At 68.9% G+C, this 21,324-nt stretch carries 22 protein-coding genes and 1 pseudogene; 9 read left to right on the top strand and 14 right to left on the bottom strand.

Translation table 11 applies throughout. From position 1 onward, the window contains the following. Window positions 1-92 precede the first annotated feature (92 nt). Genes ASF43_RS20255 through ASF43_RS20245 form a run of 3 tightly spaced genes read left to right on the top strand, consistent with a single transcriptional unit; the run spans window position 93 to window position 3,365 of the window. Window positions 93-1,148 (top strand): ABC transporter ATP-binding protein, encoded by a 1,056-nt coding sequence (locus tag ASF43_RS20255; protein WP_056184771.1) that lies wholly within the window; start codon window positions 93-95, stop codon window positions 1,146-1,148. Beyond that, window positions 1,145-2,176 (top strand): ABC transporter ATP-binding protein, encoded by a 1,032-nt coding sequence (locus ASF43_RS20250; protein ID WP_056184769.1) that lies wholly within the window; start codon window positions 1,145-1,147, stop codon window positions 2,174-2,176. The genes ASF43_RS20255 and ASF43_RS20250 overlap by 4 nt, the downstream gene beginning before the upstream one ends. A gap of 16 nt (window positions 2,177-2,192) precedes the next feature. Continuing rightward, entirely contained in the window at window positions 2,193-3,365 is a 1,173-nt protein-coding gene (locus ASF43_RS20245) for an amidase (protein WP_056184767.1), read from the top strand. Here ASF43_RS20245 and ASF43_RS20240 read toward each other — a convergent pair. Next, on the bottom strand, window positions 3,362-3,859 hold the full coding sequence (locus tag ASF43_RS20240) for an ureidoglycolate lyase (protein ID WP_056184765.1): 498 nt from the start codon (window positions 3,857-3,859) through the stop codon (window positions 3,362-3,364). The genes ASF43_RS20245 and ASF43_RS20240 overlap by 4 nt on opposite strands. 128 nt (window positions 3,860-3,987) lie before the next feature. Between ASF43_RS20240 and ASF43_RS20235 the strand changes: the two genes are divergently transcribed. From ASF43_RS20235 to ASF43_RS20225, 3 genes are read left to right on the top strand one after another with little or no spacing between them, the layout of a single operon-like run. After that, complete coding sequence (locus ASF43_RS20235; RefSeq protein ID WP_056184764.1) at window positions 3,988-4,500, top strand: TRAP transporter small permease; 513 nt, start codon at window positions 3,988-3,990, stop codon at window positions 4,498-4,500. Beyond that, entirely contained in the window at window positions 4,497-5,795 is a 1,299-nt protein-coding gene (locus tag ASF43_RS20230; RefSeq protein ID WP_056184763.1) for a TRAP transporter large permease, read from the top strand. Before ASF43_RS20235 ends, ASF43_RS20230 begins: the two co-directional genes overlap by 4 nt. A gap of 28 nt (window positions 5,796-5,823) precedes the next feature. Continuing rightward, the gene (locus ASF43_RS20225) at window positions 5,824-6,858 is read left to right on the top strand and encodes a DctP family TRAP transporter solute-binding subunit (protein WP_056184762.1); all 1,035 of its coding nucleotides are present in this window, start codon (window positions 5,824-5,826) and stop codon (window positions 6,856-6,858) included. A gap of 61 nt (window positions 6,859-6,919) precedes the next feature. Here ASF43_RS20225 and rnk read toward each other — a convergent pair whose 3' ends face one another. The 8 genes from rnk to ASF43_RS20185 all read right to left on the bottom strand — a co-directional run bounded on the left by rnk (window position 6,920) and on the right by ASF43_RS20185 (window position 13,302). After that, entirely contained in the window at window positions 6,920-7,333 is a 414-nt protein-coding gene (rnk, locus tag ASF43_RS20220) for a nucleoside diphosphate kinase regulator (protein ID WP_082498029.1), read from the bottom strand. 214 nt (window positions 7,334-7,547) lie between these two features. After that, window positions 7,548-8,285, bottom strand: a complete 738-nt coding sequence (locus ASF43_RS20215) for an amino acid ABC transporter ATP-binding protein (RefSeq protein ID WP_056184758.1) — start codon at window positions 8,283-8,285, stop codon at window positions 7,548-7,550. A 51-nt stretch (window positions 8,286-8,336) separates the two neighbouring features. Further along, window positions 8,337-9,005 carry an amino acid ABC transporter permease gene (locus ASF43_RS20210; protein ID WP_200932578.1) on the bottom strand — a complete coding sequence of 223 codons (669 nt, stop codon included), beginning with the start codon at window positions 9,003-9,005 and terminating at the stop codon, window positions 8,337-8,339. Between the two features lies 1 nt (window position 9,006). Further along, window positions 9,007-9,732 carry an amino acid ABC transporter permease gene (locus tag ASF43_RS20205; protein WP_056184757.1) on the bottom strand — a complete coding sequence of 242 codons (726 nt, stop codon included), beginning with the start codon at window positions 9,730-9,732 and terminating at the stop codon, window positions 9,007-9,009. Between the two features lie 96 nt (window positions 9,733-9,828). After that, complete coding sequence (locus tag ASF43_RS20200) at window positions 9,829-10,725, bottom strand: amino acid ABC transporter substrate-binding protein (protein ID WP_056184754.1); 897 nt, start codon at window positions 10,723-10,725, stop codon at window positions 9,829-9,831. Between the two features lie 319 nt (window positions 10,726-11,044). Further along, window positions 11,045-12,001 (bottom strand): LysR family transcriptional regulator, encoded by a 957-nt coding sequence (locus ASF43_RS20195; protein ID WP_056184752.1) that lies wholly within the window; start codon window positions 11,999-12,001, stop codon window positions 11,045-11,047. A 30-nt stretch (window positions 12,002-12,031) separates the two neighbouring features. Beyond that, window positions 12,032-12,457, bottom strand: coding sequence for a hypothetical protein (locus tag ASF43_RS20190; RefSeq protein WP_056184750.1), 426 nt, complete (start codon window positions 12,455-12,457; stop codon window positions 12,032-12,034). A gap of 62 nt (window positions 12,458-12,519) precedes the next feature. Continuing rightward, the gene (locus tag ASF43_RS20185) at window positions 12,520-13,302 is read right to left on the bottom strand and encodes an enoyl-CoA hydratase (RefSeq protein ID WP_056185679.1); all 783 of its coding nucleotides are present in this window, start codon (window positions 13,300-13,302) and stop codon (window positions 12,520-12,522) included. A 45-nt stretch (window positions 13,303-13,347) separates the two neighbouring features. Between ASF43_RS20185 and ASF43_RS20180 the strand changes: the two genes are divergently transcribed. After that, window positions 13,348-13,584, top strand: coding sequence for an ATP-binding protein (locus tag ASF43_RS20180; RefSeq protein ID WP_056184748.1), 237 nt, complete (start codon window positions 13,348-13,350; stop codon window positions 13,582-13,584). Here the strand turns inward: ASF43_RS20180 and ASF43_RS20175 are convergent. The 4 genes and pseudogenes from ASF43_RS20175 to ASF43_RS20160 all read right to left on the bottom strand — a co-directional run bounded on the left by ASF43_RS20175 (window position 13,581) and on the right by ASF43_RS20160 (window position 17,417). Continuing rightward, window positions 13,581-15,209 (bottom strand): acyl-CoA synthetase, encoded by a 1,629-nt coding sequence (locus ASF43_RS20175; protein ID WP_056184746.1) that lies wholly within the window; start codon window positions 15,207-15,209, stop codon window positions 13,581-13,583. The two genes, ASF43_RS20180 and ASF43_RS20175, sit on opposite strands and share 4 nt — an antisense overlap. Then, a pseudogene (locus tag ASF43_RS20170) lies at window positions 15,206-16,520 on the bottom strand (O-acetylhomoserine aminocarboxypropyltransferase/cysteine synthase family protein). Before ASF43_RS20170 ends, ASF43_RS20175 begins: the two are co-directional and overlap by 4 nt. A gap of 1 nt (window position 16,521) precedes the next feature. Continuing rightward, on the bottom strand, window positions 16,522-16,995 hold the full coding sequence (locus tag ASF43_RS20165; protein ID WP_056184744.1) for a CoA-binding protein: 474 nt from the start codon (window positions 16,993-16,995) through the stop codon (window positions 16,522-16,524). A gap of 2 nt (window positions 16,996-16,997) precedes the next feature. Further along, the gene (locus ASF43_RS20160) at window positions 16,998-17,417 is read right to left on the bottom strand and encodes an acyl-CoA thioesterase (RefSeq protein WP_056184743.1); all 420 of its coding nucleotides are present in this window, start codon (window positions 17,415-17,417) and stop codon (window positions 16,998-17,000) included. Between the two features lie 55 nt (window positions 17,418-17,472). Here ASF43_RS20160 and ASF43_RS20155 point away from each other — a divergent pair, with 55 nt between their 5' ends. Beyond that, window positions 17,473-19,347 carry an ABC transporter ATP-binding protein/permease gene (locus ASF43_RS20155; RefSeq protein ID WP_056184740.1) on the top strand — a complete coding sequence of 625 codons (1,875 nt, stop codon included), beginning with the start codon at window positions 17,473-17,475 and terminating at the stop codon, window positions 19,345-19,347. On the opposite strand, the gene ASF43_RS20150 is transcribed toward ASF43_RS20155, so the two are convergent. Next, the gene (locus ASF43_RS20150) at window positions 19,320-20,156 is read right to left on the bottom strand and encodes a zinc-dependent peptidase (RefSeq protein WP_056184738.1); all 837 of its coding nucleotides are present in this window, start codon (window positions 20,154-20,156) and stop codon (window positions 19,320-19,322) included. The genes ASF43_RS20155 and ASF43_RS20150 overlap by 28 nt on opposite strands. 139 nt (window positions 20,157-20,295) lie before the next feature. Between ASF43_RS20150 and ASF43_RS20145 the strand changes: the two genes are divergently transcribed. Then, the gene (locus ASF43_RS20145; RefSeq protein ID WP_056184736.1) at window positions 20,296-21,216 is read left to right on the top strand and encodes a hypothetical protein; all 921 of its coding nucleotides are present in this window, start codon (window positions 20,296-20,298) and stop codon (window positions 21,214-21,216) included. Window positions 21,217-21,324: the final 108 nt, after the last annotated feature.

Below are 21,324 nucleotides of genomic sequence, written 5' to 3'. Positions count from 1 at the left end.
ATGAAACGACCCCCACGCTCCCTCGCTTCGCGTGGTCCGCTGCCCCCCCGAGGTGGTGCGTCAATGCCTTCGGGCGGCCGGGCGGCACTGACATGACCACAGAACTGTTGGCGGCCGCCGCCCCCTTCGAAGCGCACCCAGACGTCGGCGGCCCCGCGCAACCGCTGCTCACGATCCGCGGCCTGGTCAAGCATTTCTCGCTCAAGGGCAAGGTGCTGCCGGGTGGCGGCAAGGTCGTGCGCGCGGTCGACGGCGTGGACTTCGAGGTCATGAAGGGCGAGACGCTGGGCGTGGTCGGCGAGTCCGGCTGCGGCAAGTCCACGACGGCGCGGCTGCTCATGCAACTCATCGACCCGAGCGCCGGCGAGATCGTGTTCGACGGACGCACGGTCGGCAGCCGCGCGCTGCCGCTCAAGGAATTCCGCCGCCAGGTGCAGATGGTGTTCCAGGACAGCTACGCCTCGCTGAACCCGCGCCTGACCATCGAGGACTCGATCGCCTTCGGCCCGCAGGTGCATGGCGTGCCGGCCCGCGAGGCCGTGGCCCGTGCGCGCGACCTGCTGGCCCGCGTGGGGCTGGAGCCGAACCGCTTCGCCGAGCGCTACCCGCACGAGCTGTCGGGCGGCCAGCGCCAGCGCGTGAACATCGCGCGCGCGCTGGCCCTGCAGCCGCGCGTGGTGATCCTGGACGAAGCCGTGTCGGCGCTCGACAAGTCGGTCGAGGCCCAGGTGCTGAACCTGCTGCTGGACCTGAAGGCCGAGTTCGGCCTGACCTACGTCTTCATCAGCCACGACCTGAACGTGGTGCGCTTCATGAGCAACCGTGTGATGGTGATGTACCTGGGTCGCGTCGCCGAGGTCGGCCCGTCCGAGGCGTTGTTCGAAGACCCGGCCCACCCCTACACGCGGGCACTGCTGTCGTCCATGCCGTCCATGGACCCGGACCACCGCACCGAGGAAGCGCCGCTGGCCGGCGACCCGCCGAACCCGATCGACCCGCCCAGCGGCTGCCGCTTCCACCCGCGCTGCGCGATGGCCGCGCCCGTCTGTTCGCAGAAAACACCGCGCCGTGTAGCACGAGACGAACAATCCGTCGCGTGCCTGATCCACGAGCCGGGCAGCGGCCATCCCCAGGCGGTGACAGCATGAACACGACCCCTTCCCCCGAAGAACCCCTGGTCCGCCTGCGCGACCTCAACGTCACCTTCACGGGCGGCCGCAAGCCCGTGCACGCGGTCAACGGCGTGAGCCTGGACTTGCGCCAGGGCGAGGTCGTCGCGCTGATCGGCGAGTCCGGCTCGGGCAAGAGCGTGACCATGCGCACGCTGCTGCGCCTGCACCCCGAGCGCCGCACGCAGGTCACGGGCGAGGTGCGCGTGGCCGGCCGCGACGTGCTGGCCCTGTCGGGCCGCGAGCTGTTCGACTACCGCGGCAAGCTGGTGTCCATGATCTTCCAGGAGCCGTTGCTAGCGCTGGACCCGGTCTACCCGGTGGGCGCGCAGATCGTCGAGTCGATCCGCCGGCACGAGAACGTGAGCGCGGCAGAGGCACACCAGCGCGCGCTGGCGCTGTTCGAGCGCGTGCGCATTCCCAGCCCCGAGCGCCGTCTGCAGGCCTACCCGCACGAGATGTCGGGCGGCATGCGCCAGCGCGCCATGATCGCGCTGGCCCTGGCCTGCCGGCCGCAGGTGCTGCTGGCCGACGAGCCCACGACCGCGCTGGACGCGACGGTGCAGATCCAGATCCTGCTGCTGCTGCGCGAGCTGCAGCGCGACCTGAACCTGTCGGTGCTGTTCGTCACGCACGACATCGGCGCGGCCGTCGAGGTGGCCGACCGCATCGCCGTGATGTATGCCGGCCGCATCGTCGAGCAGGGCACGGCGCGCGAACTGATCCGCTCGCCGCGTCACCCCTACACCGTGGCCCTGCTCAAGAGCCGCGCCCACGGCGCGCTGACGCCCGGCGCGCGGCTGGAGACCATCGGCGGCGCGCCGCCCGACCTGGCGGCCCTGCCGCCGGGCTGCGCGTTCGCCGACCGCTGCACCTTCACCGAGGCCGCGTGCCGCAGCACGCAGCCGCCAGCCGTCACGCTCTCACCCGGCCACCTGGCACGCTGCCTGCGCACCGACGCCGTGGCGGCACGCCTCGCCGCGACCAGCCCCGTCGCCATCGCCTGAACCACCGAGACATCCCATGCCCCTGCACGACACCGCCCACGCCTTCGTACCCTACCCCGACGTGCCGGTCGCGTCCGCGCCGACCGGCACGCTGGCCGACTTGCGCTTCGCAGCCAAGGACCTGTTCGACGTGGCCGGCTACCCGACCGGCGGCGGCAGCCCCTTCGTGCTGGCGATGTCGGGCATCAAGACGACAACGGCGCCGGCCGTGCAGGCGCTGCTGGACGCGGGCGCGCGCTTCGTCGGCAAGACCGTGACCGACGAGCTGGCGTTCTCGATGAACGGCAACAACGCGCACTTCGGCGCGCCGGTCAACGGCGCGGCGCCGGAGCGCATCACGGGCGGCTCGTCGTCGGGCTCGGCGGCGGCCGTGTCCTCGGGGCTGTGCGACTTCGCGCTGGGCAGCGACACGGGCGGTTCGGTGCGCGCGCCGGCCAACCACTGCGCGCTGTACGGCATCCGGCCCACGCATGGCCGCATTTCGCTGCAGGGCGTGCTGGACCTGGCGCCCAGCCTGGACACCTGCGGCTGGTTCGCGCGCGACGTGCAGACCTTTGCGCGCGTGGGCGCCGTGCTGCTGGGCGACGACACGGCGCCGCTGCCCGCGCGCGTGCGGCTGCTGAAACCAACGGATGTCTGGGCTCTCGTCGAGGCGCCCGTGGTCGACGCGCTGGCCGAGGCGCTGGCCCGTGTCGAGGCTTTGGCGGGCACCGCAACGCCGACGCAGATCGCGCTCGAATCGTGGGACGTGATGTACTGGAACTTCCGCTACGTGCAGGGCCGCGAGGCCTGGCTGACGGACGGCCCCATGATCGAGCGCTTCGCGCCGCCGCTGGGGCCAGGCGTGGCCGAGCGCTTTGCCTGGTCGCGCGACGTGACGGACGCGCAGATCACGGCGGCCCGCGCGTTCCGCGCGCGCTTTCGCGCCCACCTGGGCGCGCTGCTGGGCCACGACGGCGTGCTGGTCATGCCCACCATGCCCGACATCGCGCCGCTGCGCAGCGAGAGCGAGGCCGGCCTGGAAAGCTACCGCAACCGCGCCACCACCATGCTGTGCAGCGCGGGGCTGTCGGGCTTTCCGCAGATCTCGCTGCCGCTGGCCACGCGCCATGGCGCGCCGCTGGGGCTGTCGCTGCTGGGGCCGGCGGGCTCGGACCGTTCGCTGATCGCGCTGGCCGGGCAGCTTTAGCCCAGGACCACCGACACGGCGGCCGGCAGGTCGCAGACGTCGCAGTCCACACAATCGGCGGCGCGCTCGACCACCACAAAATCGCCCGCGTCCACGGCCAGCAGCGCGTGGTGCCAGGTGCCGGGCGCCAGCACCACGCCCTGCTCGCCGTTGCTCACGAACGCCGCCAGGGCCTGGGGTTGTGGGGCATCGCCGGATGCCGCTACCACGATCACGAAGCGCCTGCGGCCCAGCGGCACGAAGCTCTGGCTGCCCAGCGCATGGCGCTCCAGCTCCGTCACGGCATGCGGGAAGCGGCGTGCCTGCGCGCGGAACAGGGCCAGCAGCGGCCGGCCGCCCTGCGCGGTCAGCGCCAGGTCGCCCACCAAGTCGAAGCGTTGCGATGTGCCGCCGTTGATCGGCCGGGAAGGCCCGCCGGTCGGCGCCTCGATCACGGTGCCATAGGGGGCGAAAGCGGCGGCGCTCAGGGGCTGGGGCTGCAGTGTGAGGGGCATGCCGGCATCGTAGCGGCCCGGCGTTCTGGAAACTCCCCATGCGCCCGGCAGGGGGGCGCCGCTATCATCCGCGCCGACGCCGTCGGGCTCGCTGCCCGGCGGCTTTTCTTTTTCATCCAGCCGTTTCCATGCCCCCAGAGAACGACGCCGGCACGCCGGTGGACAGCCCCGCACCCGACGAGCCCACGCGCGTGCCGCTGAAGATCGAGGACTGGCTGACCGTGGCCATCATGGCCGTGCTGGCGCTGATCACCTTCGCCAACGTGCTGGTGCGCTACTTCACCGACAGCTCGTTCGCGTGGACCGAAGAGTTCTCGATCTTCCTCATGATCCTCTTGGCCATGGTGGGCGCCTCGGCCGCGGTGGCGCGCGACCGGCACATCCGCATCGAATACTTCAGCGAGGCCGGCTCGATGGCGCGGCGCAAGCGGCTGGCGCAGTTCGGCGCGCTCATGGTGGCGCTGCTGTTCTTCCTGATCGCTGCGCTGTCGGTGCGCGTGGTCTGGGACGATTTCCGGTTCGAGGAGACCTCGCCCGGCATCGGTGTGCCGCAGTGGTGGTATTCGATCTGGCTGCCCATCGTGTGCACGGCGATCGGTCTGCGCGCCGTCGGCCTCTTCATCCGGCGTGGCCGCGCATGATCGCCACGCTGCTGTTCACCGGCTTCGTGCTGATGATGCTGGCCGGCGTGCCGATCGGCGCGGCCCTGGGCCTGGCCGGCGCGGCCTGCATCGCGCTGGCCAATGCCGACGCCCAGTGGTTCGGCCTTTTGGCCGTGCCGCAGAACTTCTATGCCGGCCTGGGCAAGTACCCGCTGCTGGCCATCCCCATGTTCGTGCTGGTGGGCTCCATCTTCGACCGCTCCGGCGTGGCGCTGCGGCTCGTGAACTTCGCGATCTCCATCGTGGGCCGCGGCCCGGGCATGCTGCCGCTGGTGGCCATCGTCGTGGCCATGTTCCTGGGCGGCATCTCGGGCTCGGGCCCGGCCAACGCGGCGGCCGTTGGCGCCGTGATGATCGCGGCCATGTCGCGCGCCGGCTACCCGCCGGCCTATTCAGCCAGCGTGGTTGGCGCGGCGGCGGCCACCGACATCCTGATTCCACCCTCGGTGGCCTTCATCGTGTACTCGGTGCTGGTGCCGGGCGCCTCGGTGCCGGCCCTGTTCGCCGCCGGCATGGTGCCGGGCATCCTGGCCGGCGTCGCGCTCATCGTGCCGGCGGTGTGGATGGCGCGCAAGAACCACATGGGCCAGCTCGAATCCAGCCTGCCACGCCCGCCGTTCTGGCGCAGCTTGCGCGACGCGGTCTGGGGCCTGGCGGCACCGGTGCTGATCCTGGGCGGCATGCGCGCCGGCTGGTTCACGCCGACCGAGGCGGCCGTGGTGGCCGTGTTCTACGGGCTGTTCGTGGGCATGGTGATCCACCGCACGATCCGGGTGCGCGACCTGTTCGTGATCCTGCGGGAGTCGGGCGAGCTGTCGGCCGTGATCCTGATCGTGGTCTCGCTGGCCGGCATCTTCGCGTATTCGCTGTCCACGCTGGGCGTGATCGACCCGGTCGCGCGCGCCATCGTGAACTCGGGCCTGGGCGAGTACGGCGTGCTGTCGCTGTTGATCCTGCTGCTCATCACGGTGGGCATGTTCCTGGACGGCGTGTCGATCTTCCTGATCTTCGTGCCCCTGCTGTGGCCCATCGTGCAGCACTACAACTGGGACCCGGTCTGGTTCGGCGTGATCCTCACGCTCAAGGTGGCGCTGGGGCAGTTCACGCCGCCGCTGGCGGTGAACCTCATGGTGTCGTGCCGCATCGCCAACGTGCGCATGGAAGAGACCGTGCGCTGGGTCGGCTGGATGCTGTTCGCGATGTTCCTGGTCATGGTGGCCGTGATCATCTGGCCGCAGCTCGCGCTGTGGCTGCCGGCCAAGCTCGGCTATTGAATTCTTGTCAACGAAGGAGACCACTCCCATGCAATTCCGTCGCTCCCTGCTGGCCCTGGCGGCCTTGGCCACGGCGCTCGGCACCTTTTCGGTGGCCGCTCCGGCGCAGACCTACAAGCCCGAATACAAGATGTCGCTGGTGCTGGGCCCGCCCACGCCCTGGGGCATGGCGGGCAAGATCTGGGCCGACCTGGTCAAGGAACGCACGCAGGGCCGGATCAACATCAAGCTGTACCCCGGCGTCTCGCTGATCCAGGGCGACCAGACACGCGAGTTCAGCGCGCTGCGCCAGGGCGTGATCGACATGGCCGTGGGCTCCACGATCAACTGGTCGCCGCAGGTCAAGCAATTGAACCTGTTCTCGCTGCCCTTCCTGATGCCCGACTACGCGGCCGTCGATGCGCTGACGCAGGGCGAGGTCGGCCAGGAGATCTTCGCGGCCATCGACAAGGCCGGCGTGCAGCCGCTGGCCTGGGGCGAGAACGGCTACCGCGAGGTGACCAACTCCAAGCGCGCGATCAAGTCGCCGGCCGACCTCAAGGGCATGAAGATCCGCGTGGTCGGCTCGCCGATCTTCTCGGACATGTTCACGGCCATGGGCGCGAACCCCACGCAGATGAGTTGGGCCGACGCGCAGCCGGCGCTCGCCAGTGGCGCGGTCGACGGGCAGGAGAACCCGCTGTTCCTGTTCACCGTGCTGAAGATGCACACCGTGGGCCAGAAGCATGTGACGACGTGGGGCTACATGGCCGACCCGCTGGTCTTCGTGGTCAACAAGGAGATCTGGGCCTCCTGGACGCCAGCCGACCAGGCCATCGTGCGCCAGGCCGCCATCGACGCCGGCAAGGAGGAGATCGCGCTCGCACGCAAGGGCCTGACCGAGGCCGACAAGCCGCTGCTCAAGGACATCGCCGGCATGGGCGTGACGGTGACGCAGCTCAGCGCCGCCGAGCGCGATGCCTTCGTGAAGGCCACGCGCCCGGTCTACACCAAGTGGAAGCCGCAGATCGGCACCGCACTCGTGGACAAGGCCGAGAAGGCCATCGCCGCGCGCAAGCAGTAAGCCCGCCCCGGCGGCCCGGCCAGCCCCGCTCGCGGGGCTTTTTCATGCCTGCATGCAACTCTCAGCGCAGGTAGTCGCCGCTGGCCTCGGGCTGGAACACGACGGCCTGCACGCGCAGCGCAGCCGCGCGGCCGTCGGGCAGTGTCCACTCGGCCACCTCGCCGGCCTTCATGCCCAAGAGGCCCGTGCCGACCGGCGAGAGCACAGAGACATGGCCCTGCGCGGCATCGGCCTCGGCCGGATACGACAGCACGATCTCGCGCGGGTCGGCGCCCGTCAGCTCGGCCACGCGCACGCGCGAGCGCATGGTGACGACATCGGCCGGCATCTCGGCCGGCGCCAGCAGGTCGGCGTTGTCGAGCAGGCTTTGCACCTGCGCATGGGCCGCGTCGCCGGCATCGACCAGCTTGGCGATGCGCACATGGTCCAGTTCGTTCAAGGTACGGACGGCATTGGTGGGGGACAGAACATTCATTTCACACTCCTGGCACAAACGAAAACGCCGGGTGGGAGCCCGGCGATCCGATGTGGCGAAGAGAGGAAGGAAGGTTCGCCGGGCTCAAGAGGGTGCGGCGGGCTTTCGGCCCGCGCGCAGCCGCTGCACCGGGCGCGCGCGCAGCAGCGCCACGCCTGCCGCCGAGCGGGCAGGCGCGTGCATGGTGCTGAGGAACGCGGCCAGGGCCATGGGATCAGTGCTGCAGGATCTTGTTCAGGAAATCTTTGGTCCGCGGCTGGCGGTTCTCGGGGTGGCCGAAGAACTCGTCCTTGGAGCAGTCTTCCAGGATGCGGCCCCCGACGTCGATGAAGATCACGCGGCTCGCCACCTTGCGCGCAAAGCCCATTTCGTGCGTCACGCACATCATGGTCATGCCTTCCTTGGCCAGGCTGACCATCACGTCCAGCACCTCGCCGACCATTTCCGGGTCCAGCGCCGAGGTGGGCTCGTCGAACAACATCACCATCGGGTCCATCGACAGCGCGCGGGCAATTGCCACGCGCTGCTGCTGACCGCCCGACAGCTGGCCCGGGAACTTGTCCTTGTGCGCCATGAGGCCCACGCGGTCCAGCATCTTCAAACCGCGGGTCTTGGCCTCGTCGGCACTGCGGCCCAGCACCTTGATCTGCGCGATGGTCAGGTTCTCGGTCACCGACAGGTGCGGGAACAGCTCGAAGTGCTGGAACACCATGCCGACCTTGGAGCGCAGCTTGGGCAGGTCGGTCTTGGGATCGTTCACGCCGATGCCGTTGACGGTGATCGTGCCCTTCTGGATCGGCTCCAGCGCGTTGACGGTCTTGATCAGCGTGGACTTGCCCGAGCCCGACGGCCCGCAGACCACGACCACGTCGCCCTTGTCGATGCTGACGTTGCAGTTGTTCAGCACCTGGACGGGGCCGTACCACTTGGACACGTCCTTCATTTCAATCATTCGTTCTGCCATGAGGGATTCTCCTGTCGATTGCGTATGGCGGCTAATGGGTCAGCGGATGATGGCGATCTTCTTGTGCAGCTGCTTGACGCCGTAGGACAGCGCGTAGCACAGCACGAAATAGACCACGGCCGCCAGCAGGTAGGACTCGATCGGGCGTCCGAAATTCTTGCCCGCCGTCTCGAAGCCCTTGAGCATGTCGTACGCGCCGATGGCATAGACCAGCGACGTGTCCTGGAACAGGATGATGGTCTGCGTGAGCAACACCGGCAGCATGTTGCGGAAGGCCTGCGGCAGCACCACCAGGCGCATGTTCTGCCCGTAGGTCATGCCGACCGCCTGGCCCGCGAAGACCTGGCCGCGAGGGATGGACTGGATGCCGGCGCGCATGATCTCGCTGAAGTAGGCAGCCTCGAACGCAATGAAGGTGATGATGGCCGAGGTCTCCGCGCCGATGGGCCGCCCGATCAGGAACGGCACCAGCAGGAAGAACCACAGGATCATCATGACCAGCGGGATGCTGCGCATGCCGTTGACATAGAAAGCGGCCGGCGCGTCCAGCCATTTCTTGCCCGACAGGCGCATCAGCGCCAGCAGCGTGCCGAAGAAGATGCCACCCAGCGTGGCCACCACGGTCAGGAACACGCTGAAGTAAAAGCCCTTCAGCACGAAGTCAGTGATGACGGCCCAGTTGTAGAAGCCGAAGTCGAGATTCATCATGTCAGTGGCCTCCCGTGCCGCCAGAAGCCACGAAGCCCGGCACGCGCACACGCTTCTCGATGAAGGTCATGATGCGGTTGATCGTCAGGGCCGAGATGACGTAGAGTAGCGTCACGCCGGCGTACATCTCGACGGGGCGGGCCGTCTCCTCGCCGGCCTGCATCGCGAACTGCGTGAGTTCGGCGATGGACACGGCGAAGGCCACGGACGAGTTCTTGAAGATGTTCATCGACTCGCTGGTCAGCGGCGGCAGGATCATGCGGTAGGCCATGGGCAGGATCACGTAGCGGTAGTACTGCCAGGTCGTGAAGCCGACCGCCATGCCCGCGTAGCGCTGGCCGCGCGGCAGCGCCTGGATGCCGGCCCGCAACTGCTCGGCGATCCGCGCCGAGGTGAAGAAGCCCAGCGCCAGCACCACCAGGACGAAGGGCGGCACGCCACGCATCACCGTGAACAGGGCGGGAACCACGTGGTACCACAGGAAGATCTGGACCAGCAGCGGGATGTTGCGGAACAGCTCGACCCAGGCATTGCCGAACCGCACCCAGCCCGGGCTGTTGGGCAGCGTGCGCAGCACGCCGACCAGCGACCCCACGACCAGGGCGACGACCAGCGCCGACAGGGCGACCGAGACCGTCCAGCCCCACGCCGACATCATCCATTGCCAATAGGTCGGATCCTTGCCGCCCGGATCCTGCAGAAACACTTGCCAATCCCAATTTCCCATCGGGAACTCCTCGTCTTCGTCGTCGTTGCTCTAGGGTTGCGATAAAGAAACGCCCGCTCCCCTTCGGGGGCGGGCGTCTCATGCGCTAGGCGCGCATCACTTCTTCACGTACTCTTCCATGGGCTTGTCGTTCGGGTTGGCCCAGGCGGCCTTGGTGGCGTCGGACATCGGCAGGCCGATCTTGGTATTGGTCGGCGGGATCGGCTGCATGAACCACTTGTCGTACAGCTTGGCCAGCGAACCATCGGCGATCTGGCGTTTGATGCTGTCGTCCACGGCCTTCTTGAACGCGGGGTCGTCCTTGCGCATCATGCAGGCGATCGGCTCGACCGACAGCACGTCGCCGACCATCTTGTAGTCGGCCGCGTTGCGCGACTTGGAGGCGTTGGCGGCCAGGATGGAGCCGTCCATCACGAAGGCATCGGCACGGCCGGACTCCAGCAGCAGGAAGCTGTCGGCGTGGTCCTTGCCCATGATCTCCTTGAAGTCGATGCCGCCGGCGCGTTCGCTCTTGCGCAGCGTCTGCACTGAAGTGGTGCCCGTCGTGGTTGCGACCGTCTTGCCGTTCAGATCCTTGATGCTGTTGATGCCGGAACTGGCCTTGGTCAGGATGCGCACTTCCTCCACATACGTAGTCATCGCGAAGGCGACGTCCTTCTGGCGCGTGGCGTTGTTGGTGGTGGAGCCGCATTCCAGGTCGACCGTGCCGTTCTGCACGAGCGGGATGCGGTTCTGCGAGGTGACCGGCGAGTAGGTGATCTTGATCTCCTTGCCGGCGGCCTTGCTCAGGTCGGCCACGATGCGCTCACCCATCTCGGTATGGAAACCGACGTACTTGCCGTTGCCCAGCGTGTACGACAGCGCAGACGAGTCGCGCACGCCGAGGCTGATGTTGCCGCTGGCCTTGATCTTCGCCAAAGTGTCATTGCTCTGCGCAAGTGCGCTGCCGGTCGCGACCATGGCGCAAACGAGGGCGAGGATGTGCTTCTTCATTCAATACTCTCCTAGTGAAAACCGAGCGGGAATCTAACCTGAAACAAGGAACACGGAGTCAGCGGAAATACCCGAATGCCCCATGCCGGTGCAGAAAGAATATGGCACCGGCGTGACAACCGTCGACTCCATGCAGCCCGACAACCTTCGTGGGGAATCGGAAATGGCCTGATCCGAGCTGCACGGCGAGCCAGCAAGCAGTTTGTATGCCAAACCCTTGCCCAGACCACGGTGATTGCAGCGGAGCGGACTGTAAAGGTCGTGCCCGCGTATGCGCCAATGCCGATTGGCTGAGCTGATATGCAGAAAATGAATAGCCTCAAGCCTCGGCATCCGCACCTGCCTGGCGCGTGGTCTTCGGATCGGTCAAGTAGGCCCACAGGGCCTCGGCCGAACGCTTGGGGCTGGCATGCCCAGAGGGCTTCTCGCGGTAGGCGCGCACGTCCAGCGTCATTTCCACGCCCTGCATACCGGCCGGTGCGGCGCTGACGAGCCGGCGGCTGCGCAGCTCCTTCTTGACCGCGCTGTAGGGCAGGAACGCGATGCCGTGGCCTTCGAGCGCCATCGCCTTGAGCCCTTCGGACATGTCGGTCTCGTAGACCCGGTCCAGGTGGATGGGCGTGGGCGACTGCTTGAGCAGCATGTCCACCATCTGGCCCATGTAGGCGCCCGGCGCATAGCCCAGGTAGGGCAGCAGTTGGCCCGGCCGGCCCGGCAACTGGTACAGCGGCGCGCCGTCGGCGTCGGCCTTCACGTAGGGCGACATGACCTCACGGCCCAGGCTCACCATGTCATAGCGGCTGGCCGCCAGCTGGAACGGCTGCGAGCTGTGGTGGTAGGCGATCAGCAGATCGCAGCTGCCTTCGACCAGGCGCATCACGGCGTCGTGCACATTCAAGGCGATGAGCCGGCTCTTCATGGGCCCGAACTTCTCGCGCAGGCTGGTGACCCAGGCCGGGAAGAACGTGAAGGCCAGCGTGTGCGGCACGGCAAACTCGATCACGTCCTGGCCCGCCGAGTTGTGGCCGCGCAGCATTGCGCGCGTGCTCTGCAGGGCCTGCAGCATCTCCAGCGACTGCGCATACAGCGTCTCGCCGGCCGGCGTCAGGCGCGTAGGGTAGGAGCTGCGGTCGACCAGATCGGTCCCGGCCCAGGCTTCCAGCGCCTGGATGCGGCGTGAGAACGCCGGTTGGGTCACGTGCCGCAGCTGGGCCGAGCGGCTGAAGCTGCGCGTCTCGGCCAAGCTGACGAAGTCTTCCAGCCACTTGGTTTCCATCGCGGCATTATGGGCGAGCGCAGGGGGCGTTCATGCCGTCGCGCTGACCGTCCAGAGCAGCACCAGCAGCACGGCGTACGGGAAGGCCACCGTGGGCCGCAGCGCATTGCCTAGGTACTCGCCGATCAGCCCCAGGTGGCCCGGCCGGCTGGCGGCCCACTCCGAATACAGCTGGCAGGCCTGGCCCGCGCCAGGCAGCGGCGCGCGCAGCAGCGTCTCGATGTTCAGCAGCCGCGCGTTCAGGCGCGACTGGCCCGTGCGCACGATCGCTTCCTGCAGCCACAGCACGGCCAGCAGCAGCAGGGTCAGCACGGTGTCGAACGCCAGGGCCAGCGCCACCACGCTCAGGGCGACGGCGCCCAGCTTGATCCACAGTGCGCTGCGCTCCTGGAGTTCACAGTCGCGGTGCAGCGCCGTCCATTCACGGCCCAGCAGATCGGTCTCTTGGGATGCCATCGTCTCGTCTTTCATGATCGGGCGAGGATAGCCTGCCGTGCCTGGCGCGCACGGCGCCGGCATCAGCCGCGCGGCTTGCGCTTGTCGATGAAGGCCTGCACGCCATCGAGCGCGGCCGCATCCATCATGTTGCAAGCCATGGTCTGGCCTGCGTCCTGGTAGGCCGCGGCAATGCCCACCTCCAGCTGCCGGTAGAACAGGGCCTTGCCCATGGCAAGCGCGACCGCCGGCTTGGCCACGATGCTGGCGGCCAGCGCGGCCACGGCCGTGGCCAGCGCGTCGGGCTCTGCCACGCGGTTGACCAGGCCCTTGTCCCTGGCTTCCTGCGCGCTGATGAAGTCCCCCGTGACCAGCATCTCGAATGCCGCCTTGCGCGGCAGGTTGCGCGACAGGGCCACGCCGGGCGTGGCGCAGAACAGGCCCAGGTTGACCCCGCTGACGGCGAAGCGCGCGTCGCTGGACGCCACGGCCAGGTCGCACATGGCCACGAGCTGGCAGCCGGCCGCCGTCGCGATGCCCTGCACCTGGGCGACCACGGGCACCGGCAGCTTCTGGATCGCCAGCATCAGCTTCGTGCACTGGGCGAACAGCCGCTGGTAGTAGGCCAGCGAAGGCTCGGCGCGCATCTCCTTCAGGTCGTGGCCGGCGCAGAAGGCCTTGCCGGCCGCGGTGATCACGAGCACGCGCAGATCGGCGTCGGCGGCGGCGGCATCCAGTTCCGCCTGCAACGCAGCCAGCATGGCTTCGCTCAGCGCGTTGAAGGCATCGGGGCGGTTCAGCGTCAGGGTGCGGACGCCCTGGGCATTCTGGCTGCGCAGCACGAGCGGCGCGTGGGGTTCGGTCATGGTCGTCTCCGGCGAAGCTGCGCAGTCTGCCACCACAATGCCGCCATGCCCGCCGTTGCGCCCAAAGCCCTGCCCGCCATTGCGCCGGACCGCTGCACCGGCTGCGGCCGCTGCGTGGGCGCCTGCCCGCCGCATGTGCTGTCGCTCGCGGTGCCGGGCGCCCAGCGCTGGGGCCCCAAGAGCGCGGTGCTGCACGACCGCGCGGGCTGCACGGGCTGCGCGCTGTGCTTCGTCGCCTGCCCATTCGATGCGATCCGCATGGAGCGGACCGCCGACGGCTAGCCCTTGGCCCGCTGGCGCAGCTCGAACTTCTGGATCTTGCCGGTGGACGTCTTGGGAATGGCCTCGAAGCGCACGTCGCGCGGCACCTTGTAGCCGGCCAGATGGGCCTTGCAGTGCGCCACCAGCTCCTGCGCCGTCACCTGGGCGCCAGCCTTGGTCTCGACATAGGCCACCGGCGCCTCGCCCCACTTCGCATCGGGCCTGGCGACCACGGCGCAGGCCATCACGGCCGGGTGGCGGTACAGGACGTCCTCGACCTCGATGGAGCTGATGTTTTCGCCGCCACTGATGATGATGTCCTTGCTGCGGTCCTTGATGCGGGCGTAGCGGTCGGGCTCCAGCACGGCCAGGTCGCCGGTGTGGAACCAGCCGCCTGCGAACGCACTGGCCGTGCTGGCCGGATTCTTCAGGTAGCCCCGCATCACGATGTTGCCGCGGAACATGATCTCGCCCATGGTCTGGCCATCGGCCGGCACCTCGGCCATGGTGGCGGGGTCCATCACGGCCATGCCTTCCTGCAGCGCGTAGCGCACGCCCTGGCGGCCGTTCAGCCGGGCCTGCTCGCCGATGTCGGCTGCGGCCCAATCGACGCGCCTGGCCGCGACACCGGCCGGGCCATAGACCTCGGTCAGGCCGTAGACATGGGTGATGTCGAAGCCGATCTGCGCCATGCCCTCGATCATCGCGGCCGGCGGGGAGGCGCCCGCCACCATGCCGCGCACGCCGGCCACGCCGTCGCGCAGGGCCGGGTCGGCATTGATGATCAGGCTGTGCACGATGGGCGCGGCGCAGTAGTGCGTGACGCCGTGCGCGCGCATGGCCGCCAGGATGGCCGGCGCGTCCACGCGGCGCAGGCACACATGCACGCCTGCCTGCAGCGCCACCGTCCATGGGAAGCACCAGCCGTTGCAATGGAACATCGGCAGCGTCCACAGGTAGCGCGGGAACTGCGGCATGGTCCACGTGACCACGTTGCTGACGGCGTTCAGGTAGGCGCCGCGGTGGTGCGTCACCACGCCCTTGGGGTCGCCCGTCGTGCCGCTGGTGTAGCTCACGGCGATGGCGTCCCACTCGTCCTGCGGGCCGTCCAGGCGCGCCAGCGGCGCGTGCGCGGCCAGCCAGGCCTCGTAGTCGTGCGCGCCCAGGCGCCGGTGTTCGCCAGGGTGTTCGCTGTCGGCCACGTCGATGACCAGCGGCGTGCGGCCGTGCCGGTCCTCGAGCAGCGCCAGCGCCTGGGCCATGACCGGCGCGAATTCGGTGTCGGTGATCAGCACCTGCGCTTCGCAGTGGTGCATCTGCCAGGCCAGCAGCTCGGCATCCAGCCGCGTGTTGAGCGTGTTGAGCACCGCGTTGAGCGCCGGCACGGCGTAGTGCGCCTCCACCATCTCGGGCGTGTTGGGCAGCATCACGCTGACCGTGCTGCCGCGCTGCACGCCGGCTGCACGCAGGGCCGCGGCCAGGCGGCGCGAACGCTCATGCACCTGGGCCCAGCTGTAGCGGCGCGCGCCGTGGATGACGGCAGGCAGGTCGCCGAAGACCTCGGCCGTGCGCTCGACGAAGCTGACAGGCGACAGGGCCACGTGGTTGGCGGCGTTCTTGTCCAGGTGCTGTTCGTAGATGTTCATGCGATGTCTCCCGATGCGTGCAAGGCCTGGTCCAGGTCCCACAGGATGTCGTCGATGTGCTCCAGCCCGACCGAAAGCCGCACCATGTCGGGCTTGACGCCAGCGGCGAGCTGCTGGTCCGGCTCCAGCTGGCGGTGCGTCGTGCTGGCCGGGTGAATGACAAGCGTACGCGTGTCGCCGATGTTGGCCAGGTGGCTCAGGAACTGCACCGACTCGATGAAGCGCACGCCGGCCGCCACGCCGCCCTTGACGCCGAAGGCCAGCAGGCCGGACGCACCGCGCATCTGGCGCTGGACCAGGGCATGCTGCGGGTGGTCCGGCAGGCCCGGGTAGTTGACCCAGCCCACGCGCGGATGCTGCTGCAGGAACTGCGCGACCTTGAGCGCGTTGCTGCAGTGCCGCTCCATGCGCAACGGCAGCGTCTCCACGCCTTGCAGGATCTGCCAGGCCGACATGGGCGACAGGGCGGCGCCGTAGACGCGCAGCGTCTCCATGCGCGCGCATCGTGAACGCGAAGTCGCCGAAGGTCTCGTGGAACTTCACGCCGTGGTAGCCCGGCGAGGGCTCGGTCATGCCCGGGAACTTGCCGTTGTTCCAGGCGAACTGGCCCGTGGGCCGTCCGCCGTTGGGCTTGCCGCTTTCCACGATCACGCCGCCCAGCGTCGTGCCGTGGCCGGCCAGGTACTTGGTGGCCGAGTGCACGACGATGTCGGCGCCGAGCGCCAACGGCTGGCACAGGTAGGGGCTGGGTACGGTGTTGTCCACGACCAGCGGCACGCCGTGGGCATGGGCCACGTCGGCGATGGCGGCGATGTCCAGCACCGCGAGGCTGGGGTTGCCCAGGCTTTCGGCGAACACGGCGCGCGTGTTGGGCCGCATCGCGGCGGCGAAGGCATCGGGGTCGTTGGCGTCGACGAAACTGGTCTCGATGCCGAACTTCTTCAGGTTCACGGCCAGCATGGTCACCGTGCCGCCGTACAGCGCGCCGGCCGCCACGACGTGGTCGCCGGCCTGCAGGATGGTCATGAGCGCCATGGCCTCGGCCGCCATGCCGGAGGCACTGGCCACGGCTGCGCGGCCGCCCTCGAGTGCCGCCACGCGCTCTTCGAGCGCGGCAACGGTCGGATTGCTGAGCCGCGAGTAGACGTTGCCGAAGGTCTGCAGGTTGAACAGGCTGGCCGCATGGTCGGCGCTGTCGAACACGAAGCTCGTGGTCTGGTAGATCGGCAGCGCACGCGCGCCGGTGGCCGCGTCGGGGATCTGGCCGGCGTGGATGGCCAGCGTCTCGGGTTGGAACTTGCGATCCGCCATGTCAGGACACCACGGGACGTTTGGCCGAGATCACGCCAGTGTTCACACCCGCCCAGTTCAAGCCGCCGAACAGCCGCGCGTGCTCGATCTTCACGCAGCGGTCCATCACGCTGTCCAGCCCGGCCTGCTCCACCAGCTGCGCGGCTTCGTGGTTCACCACGCCGATCTGCTGCCACAGGCACCTGGCGCCGATGGCCACCGCCTGCCGCGCGATCGGCAGCACGTCCTCGGTGCGGCGGAACACGTCCACCATGTCCACCGGCTCTCGCAGATCGTCCAGGCTGGCCACGCAGGGCTGGCCCAGGATCTCACTGCCCGCGTAGCGTGGGTTCACCGGGAACACCTGGTAGCCGTGCTGCAGCAGATATTTGGCGACGAAGAAGCTGGGCCGGTGCCATTCGGCCGACAGGCCCACGATGGCCACGCGCCGGTGCTGGTGCAGGACGCGGCGCAGCGTGCTGATGTCGTCGGCCATGCTCAAGCCGTCTGCACGGCCGGGTTGATCGGCCGCGGCCGGCCGTCCTCGCCGATGGCCACGTAGGTCAGCCGGGCCTCGGTGACCTTCACGTAGCGCTGGACGCTGTGGCGCCGCTCGGCGTAGACCTCGACCTCCACCGTGACCGACGTGTTGCCCACGCGCGTGATGGACGCGAAGAACGACAGCAGGTCGCCCACGCGCACGGGCTGCTTGAAGATGAATTCGTTGACGGCCACGGTGGCGAACTTGCCGACGATGAGCCGCGCCGGCAGCACACCGCCGGCCAGGTCGACCTGGGCCATGACCCAGCCGCCGAAGATGTCGCCGTTGCCGTTGGTGTCCCCCGGCATCGGAATGACCTTGAGTACCAGTTCCATGTCGGAGGGCAACTGCACAGGGGCGCTTGATTCGGTGGACATCCGGGACAATCTCCGTAGAAGAAGAAAACAACAACGACCGTCAGGATTGTCCGCCATGCGCCCCGCAGCAGAACCCGCCCCCTCCCCCCATGCGACCGCCAACGCCCCACCGGCGCCGGCCGGCCGCTCCGATCTCGGCACGCTCAAGCGCCTGCTGCCCTATTTGTGGCAGTACAAGTGGCGCGTCGCGTTCGCGCTGACCTTCATGGTGGGCGCCAAGGTCGCCAACGTGGGCGTGCCGGTGCTGCTCAAGAACCTGATCGACGCCATGACGATCAAGCCGGGTGACCCGGCCGCCGTGCTGGTGGTGCCGGCCGGCCTGCTGCTGGCCTATGCGCTGTTGCGGCTGTCGACCTCGCTGTTCGCCGAGCTGCGCGACCTGGTGTTCGCCAAGGCCACGCAGGGCACGGCGCGCACGATCGCGCTGCAGACCTTCGAGCACCTGCACGCGCTGTCGCTGCGCTTTCACCTGGAGCGCCAGACCGGCGGCATGACGCGCGACATCGAGCGCGGCGTGCGTGGCATCGAGTCGCTGATCTCGTATTCGCTCTACAGCATCGTGCCCACGCTGGTCGAGGTGACGCTGGTGCTGTCCATCCTGGCCGTCAAGTTCGACATCTGGTTCGCCTGGATCACGCTGGCCGCGCTGGCGCTGTACATCACCTTCACGGTGGTCGTGACCGAGTGGCGCACCAAGTTCCGCAAGCAGGTGAACGAGCTGGATTCCACGGCCCACACGCGAGCCATCGATTCGCTGCTGAACTACGAGACCGTCAAGTACTTCAACAACGAGCGCTACGAGGCCGGCCGCTACGACGAGAGCCTGGACCGCCTGCGCCGCGCGCGCCTGAAGAGCCAGACCACGCTGTCGATGCTGAACACCGGCCAGCAGCTCATCATCGCCGTGGCGCTCGTCGCCATGCTGTGGCGCGCCACGCAGGGCGTGGTGGACGGGCGCATGACGCTGGGCGATCTGGTGATGGTCAACGCCTTCATGATCCAGCTCTACATCCCGCTGAACTTCCTGGGCGTGATCTACCGCGAGATCAAGCAGAACCTGACCGACCTGGACAAGATGTTCACGCTGATGGAGCGCGAGCGCGAGATCGCCGACGCGCCCGGCGCGCGCGCACTTGATCCGGCGCGCGGCAGCGCCATCCGCTTCGACAACGTGGACTTTTCCTACGAGCGCGCGCGCCCCATCCTGCACGGCGTGAGCTTCGACATTCCCGAGGGCAGGACGGTCGCCGTGGTCGGCCCCTCGGGCTCGGGCAAGAGCACGCTGGCGCGGCTGCTGTTCCGCTTCTACGACGTGCAGGCCGGCACGATTGCCATCGGCGGCCAGGAGATCCGCGCCGTGACGCAGGCCAGCGTGCGCCAGGCGATCGGCATCGTGCCGCAGGACACGGTGCTGTTCAACGACACCATCGCCTACAACATCGGCTACGGCCACCCGGGCGCCACGCAAGCCGAGATCGAGGCCGCGGCGCGCTCAGCCCACATCCACGGCTTCATCGCCGCCATGCCGCTGGGCTACCAGACCATGGTGGGCGAGCGCGGGCTCAAGCTCTCGGGCGGCGAGAAGCAGCGTGTGGCGATTGCACGCACGCTGCTCAAGAACCCGCCCATCCTGATCTTCGACGAGGCCACCTCGGCGCTGGACTCGGCCAACGAGCGCGCCATCCAGGCCGAGCTGCAGTCGGTGGCGCGCGGGCGCACCACGCTGGTCATCGCGCACCGGCTGTCCACCGTGGTCGATGCGCACGAGATCCTGGTGATGGACGCGGGCCGCATCGTCGAGCGCGGCACGCACGGCCAGCTGCTGGCGCGGAGCGGGCGCTATGCGCAGATGTGGGCGCTGCAGCAGAGCGAGCCGGCCGCCGAGCCCACGGCCGGCGACGATCACCAGCTCGTCGGATCGACCTTGTAGAAGCCCGCCAGCTCGGCATAAAGCGCCGGGCGCGCGGCGGCCAGCGACGGGCCCCGCTCGAAGAACACCTCGGAGGCCACGGCGAAGAACTCGGCCGGGTTGGTGGCCGCGTAGGCGCCCAGCAGGTTGTCTTCGCCATGGGCCAGTTGCCGTTCCAGCAGCGCGAACTCATCGCGCATCACACGCGCCCAGCGTGCCGCGTCATGCCCGCGCGCCAGCGGCGGCGCGCCGTTGGCCTGGCCGTCGGCCTGGTCCAGCTGGTGCGCGAACTCGTGCACCACCACGTTGCGGCCGTCCGCCGGGTCGGCCGCGCCGGCCAGCACGTCGTCCCAGGACAGGATCACCTGGCCCTGCGACCACGACTCGCCGGACAAAGCCTGGCGCTCGTCGCGCAGCACGCCGCCCGCGCCCGTGTGCACGCGGTCGACCACGAAGGCGCCGGGGTACAGCAGCACCTGGCGCAGGTTGCCGAAGTGGTCGGTCGGCCGGTTCAGCAGCAGCAGGCAGGCCTGGGCCGCCACCACGACGCGCATGGCCTCGGTGACCACCAGGCCGTTGCAGCCGATGAAGGGCTTCTCGGCGATGAACACCTGCATCAGTTGCTTGAGCTGCAGTTGCAGGTCGGCCGGCAACTGGCGCACCTGCGGCACATGGCGTTGCAAGATGCGCCGCCACGCGGCCGGGAACGGCTGGCGCCGCAGCCGGCCGCGGCGCAGCGACTGCAGCCAGGGCCACAGCGCAATCGCCAGCACGGCCACGCCGGCTCCCGCCACGATGGCGCCGAACAGGAGCTGGGACAGGGTGAACATGGTCGGCGGTGCGTGCGTCCGGCAGAACTTGAGGGCGCCGCGGCCGACTTCAAGCGATGGGGGCCATCGCCAATCGAGAGGCGCGCGCCGAGCGCGCTGCGCTACCCTCCCCGGCTCCCCCACGCCGCGCACGCATCCCATGGAACTCCCCACCCTGGCCGCCTGGGCCTGGATCCCCATCACGCTGTGGGCCGCCTTCGCGCAGACGGTGCGCAACGCGGCCCAGCGCAGCCTGACCAGCCAGGCCGGCACGCTGGGCGCCACGCTGGCCCGCTTCCTGTACGGCCTGCCGTTCGCGCTGCTCTGGGTGATCGCCGTGCAGGGCATGGCCGGCGGCGGCATGCCGGCCTTCCACCTGGGCTACGCGGCCTGGGTCGTGGTGGGCGCCGTGGCGCAGCTGTCGGCCACGGCCTTCCTGTTGATGGCCATGCAGCAGCGCAACTTCATCGTCGGCGTGGCGTTCTCCAAGACCGAGGTGCTGCAGGTCGCGCTGTTCTCCACGCTGTTCCTGCATGAGGTGCCCACCTGGCTGGCCGCCGGCGCGATGCTGGTCGCCACCCTGGGCGTGGTGCTGCTGTCGCTGCCGGCCCGGCCCGCGGCCACGGCCGGCCCCGCGCCCATGAACCGCGCCGTGCTGTACGGCCTGGCATCCGGCGCCTGCTTTGCCATGTCGGCCGTGGGCTTTCGCGGCGCTTCGCTCACCATGCCCGGCGTATCGCCCTGGCTGCTGGGCGGCTGGGGCGTGCTGTGGGCGCAGACCGTGCAGAGCCTGCTGCTGGGCGGCTGGCTGCTGTGGCGCGACCCGGCCGCGCTGGCCACGATCGCGCGCGTGTGGCGGCTGTCGGTGGTGGCCGGCATGATGGGCGCGGCGGCGTCCATCGGCTGGTTCACGGCCATGGCCATCCGGCCGGCGGCCGACGTGCGCACGCTCGGCTTGATCGAGGTGTTCTTCAGCTACCTCGTGTCGCGCAAGATCTTTCGCGAGAAGCTGCGGCCGGCCGAGCGCTGGGGGCTGGGCCTGGTGCTGCTGGGGCTGGTAGGGATCTGCCTGCAGTTGTAGCGCGCTCGCGCACGCCACCACTGGGCGCAGCACAGGCTTGCCATGCTGAAGGCCAGCAGCCTGCGACGCGGCGCTCGCCTGCGGCGCAGGAAAGGGCCGCATCCACCA

The sequence above is a fragment of the Pseudorhodoferax sp. Leaf267 genome, assembly GCF_001422405.1.
Classification (GTDB): Bacteria; Pseudomonadota; Gammaproteobacteria; order Burkholderiales; family Burkholderiaceae_C; genus Pseudorhodoferax.
The sequence above is the reverse complement of the archived record's forward strand: the minus strand, read 5'-3'. Positions and strand labels throughout refer to the sequence as shown.

Excerpts from the sequence above, each read along its gene's own strand:
- ASF43_RS20185 (WP_056185679.1), bottom strand. The coding sequence starts at position 13,302 with ATGACCGAACCCCACGCGCCGCTCGTGCTGCGCAGCCAGAATGCCCAG.
- ASF43_RS20245 (WP_056184767.1), top strand. The coding sequence starts at position 2,193 with ATGCCCCTGCACGACACCGCCCACGCCTTCGTACCCTACCCCGACGTG.
- ASF43_RS20150 (WP_056184738.1), bottom strand. The coding sequence starts at position 20,156 with ATGTTCACCCTGTCCCAGCTCCTGTTCGGCGCCATCGTGGCGGGAGCC.
- ASF43_RS20175 (WP_056184746.1), bottom strand. The coding sequence starts at position 15,209 with ATGAACATCTACGAACAGCACCTGGACAAGAACGCCGCCAACCACGTG.
- ASF43_RS20145 (WP_056184736.1), top strand. The coding sequence starts at position 20,296 with ATGGAACTCCCCACCCTGGCCGCCTGGGCCTGGATCCCCATCACGCTG.
- ASF43_RS20225 (WP_056184762.1), top strand. The coding sequence starts at position 5,824 with ATGCAATTCCGTCGCTCCCTGCTGGCCCTGGCGGCCTTGGCCACGGCG.
- ASF43_RS20235 (WP_056184764.1), top strand. The coding sequence starts at position 3,988 with ATGCCCCCAGAGAACGACGCCGGCACGCCGGTGGACAGCCCCGCACCC.
- ASF43_RS20195 (WP_056184752.1), bottom strand. The coding sequence starts at position 12,001 with ATGGAAACCAAGTGGCTGGAAGACTTCGTCAGCTTGGCCGAGACGCGC.
- ASF43_RS20210 (WP_200932578.1), bottom strand. The coding sequence starts at position 9,005 with ATGATGAATCTCGACTTCGGCTTCTACAACTGGGCCGTCATCACTGAC.
- ASF43_RS20255 (WP_056184771.1), top strand. The coding sequence starts at position 93 with ATGACCACAGAACTGTTGGCGGCCGCCGCCCCCTTCGAAGCGCACCCA.
- rnk (WP_082498029.1), bottom strand. The coding sequence starts at position 7,333 with ATGAATGTTCTGTCCCCCACCAATGCCGTCCGTACCTTGAACGAACTG.
- ASF43_RS20200 (WP_056184754.1), bottom strand. The coding sequence starts at position 10,725 with ATGAAGAAGCACATCCTCGCCCTCGTTTGCGCCATGGTCGCGACCGGC.
- ASF43_RS20190 (WP_056184750.1), bottom strand. The coding sequence starts at position 12,457 with ATGGCATCCCAAGAGACCGATCTGCTGGGCCGTGAATGGACGGCGCTG.
- ASF43_RS20165 (WP_056184744.1), bottom strand. The coding sequence starts at position 16,995 with ATGGCCGACGACATCAGCACGCTGCGCCGCGTCCTGCACCAGCACCGG.
- ASF43_RS20240 (WP_056184765.1), bottom strand. The coding sequence starts at position 3,859 with ATGCCCCTCACACTGCAGCCCCAGCCCCTGAGCGCCGCCGCTTTCGCC.
- ASF43_RS20205 (WP_056184757.1), bottom strand. The coding sequence starts at position 9,732 with ATGGGAAATTGGGATTGGCAAGTGTTTCTGCAGGATCCGGGCGGCAAG.
- ASF43_RS20155 (WP_056184740.1), top strand. The coding sequence starts at position 17,473 with ATGCGCCCCGCAGCAGAACCCGCCCCCTCCCCCCATGCGACCGCCAAC.
- ASF43_RS20215 (WP_056184758.1), bottom strand. The coding sequence starts at position 8,285 with ATGATTGAAATGAAGGACGTGTCCAAGTGGTACGGCCCCGTCCAGGTG.
- ASF43_RS20180 (WP_056184748.1), top strand. The coding sequence starts at position 13,348 with ATGCCCGCCGTTGCGCCCAAAGCCCTGCCCGCCATTGCGCCGGACCGC.
- ASF43_RS20250 (WP_056184769.1), top strand. The coding sequence starts at position 1,145 with ATGAACACGACCCCTTCCCCCGAAGAACCCCTGGTCCGCCTGCGCGAC.
- ASF43_RS20230 (WP_056184763.1), top strand. The coding sequence starts at position 4,497 with ATGATCGCCACGCTGCTGTTCACCGGCTTCGTGCTGATGATGCTGGCC.
- ASF43_RS20160 (WP_056184743.1), bottom strand. The coding sequence starts at position 17,417 with ATGTCCACCGAATCAAGCGCCCCTGTGCAGTTGCCCTCCGACATGGAA.